We start from the raw sequence: 1,661 nt of genomic DNA on the forward strand, positions 1-1,661 counted from the left end.
CCAAATGTACCATCCACAACGGTTTTACTTTGTGTTCTACTAAATGTGCCGTGTAGGCCCCAATTAAATCTAATAAAGCCACACCTAAAAATACATATGCCCATAATGGCATTGCCGGCAACCAATTAATTATTCCAAAATCATTAGCGATTGCCCAATCAGATGTTTTCAAAAGTAAAAATGCCAATGGAAAATTAATTATTATAGTAGTCAGTGTAAAAAAGAAATTGGGTAAAGAATGCTTCCATTTGTCATAGCTCCCATTAAACAACGGTACAATACCTTCTAATATCCAAAAGAACGTTATTCCGCCTACCAATATTAAAGAACGATGTACAGCTGGTATGGTTTCGAAATAAGATATGATTTGTTCCATGTAGTAAAAATAATGGTTATCGATTTAAGTTTGAAATGGAATAAGGCTTTTCATAGGAGGCTTTGTTGTGCGTTCGTTTTTAATTTAATCACTTTTAGTTAATCGAAATTTCTGAACCTTATTACCAAGAATATCTCCTACATAAATACTTCCTTCATCATCAATTTGAATGTCGTGATATCTTGAAATTGAACCATCATAAAATCCAGTTCTACCGAATTGCATTTGCAGGTTAGCATTTAAATCAAAGCGAAAAATATCTGAGCCTTTAACAACTGTGTCATTTAAAGTCATATAATCTATTCCAAACAGATGGTCGTTTTTGATTGTCAATGGTTACCGAATATAATTGTTCAGTTATTTTATTCTGCCAAACAGCAATGAAATTGCCTTTGGCATCGAACTTTTGAATTCTATTATTTTCGCGGTCTGCCACATAAACATTGCCTTCATTATCTAAATCAATCCCGTGCGGAATATTAAACTCACCTTGTTTATTTCCAAATTTCCCCCATTCGAATAAATATTCGCCTTCTTTTGAGAATTTAGCTATTCTGCTATTTTCATATCCATCACTTATATAAAATGAACCGTCTTCTGTCACAGCAATATCTGTAGGTTCATTAAAATGAGAAGAATCATCACCAGGAACTTTAGCTTCTCCTAAAATCATTAGCAAGTTTCCATTAGAGTCAAATTTGAAAACTTGATGAAGACCACAATCTGTAACCCAAATATTATTTTGCTTATCAACTTCAAGTCCGTGTGGCATTATGAATAAATCCGCTCCCCAACTTTTTAAAACTTCCCCAGTTTGCTTGTTGAGCGTCAGAATTGTATTCTCTTGGATTTTATCCTTCTGCATTGTTTCTTCCCAAATTCTGTTTGCTCTATGAAAAACCACAATATTGTTTTCAGAGTTAATTCCGAGTCCAGTAGGATTTCCCAAAACAAAGTTTTCTGGTAATTTTGGCCAATCATTAACTAAAATATAAGAATCTGAATTTTCAGATTCTTTTTTCAATTCTTCTTTTTCTGTGTTTTTACAACCAAATATTAGAAGTGTTAATAGAAAGTAAAAAATACTTTTTTGTTTAAATTCCATTTATTGGTTTTGTTTGGTTTATATGAAGACTAACGTGTTTGTGTATAATTTCGTTGCGTGTTTCAGCAACTGAATTAGCAAATACGAACCGAATAGAAAAAGCTCAAAAGAATCAGATTTTAGCATCTATGAGCCTGGTATAGTATTGTCTCAGATTAAGGAAGAATTTACTTGTTTTTT

Annotated in this window: 2 protein-coding genes and 1 pseudogene; all 3 read right to left on the reverse strand. The window is 32.4% G+C overall.

What is annotated here, in order from left to right:
* Nucleotides 1-376 (reverse strand): annotated as a pseudogene (locus AACZ53_RS14510) (sterol desaturase); the annotation flags it as partial.
* An 84-nt stretch (nucleotides 377-460) separates the two neighbouring features.
* Nucleotides 461-670, reverse strand: a complete 210-nt coding sequence (locus AACZ53_RS14515) for a hypothetical protein (protein ID WP_339839920.1) — start codon at nucleotides 668-670, stop codon at nucleotides 461-463.
* Entirely contained in the window at nucleotides 657-1,481 is an 825-nt protein-coding gene (locus AACZ53_RS14520) for a peptidyl-alpha-hydroxyglycine alpha-amidating lyase family protein (RefSeq protein ID WP_339839922.1), read from the reverse strand. The genes AACZ53_RS14515 and AACZ53_RS14520 overlap by 14 nt, the downstream gene beginning before the upstream one ends.
* Between the last annotated feature and the right edge of the window lie 180 nt (nucleotides 1,482-1,661).

Source organism: uncultured Flavobacterium sp., assembly GCF_963975005.1.
Classification (GTDB): Bacteria; Bacteroidota; Bacteroidia; order Flavobacteriales; family Flavobacteriaceae; genus Flavobacterium.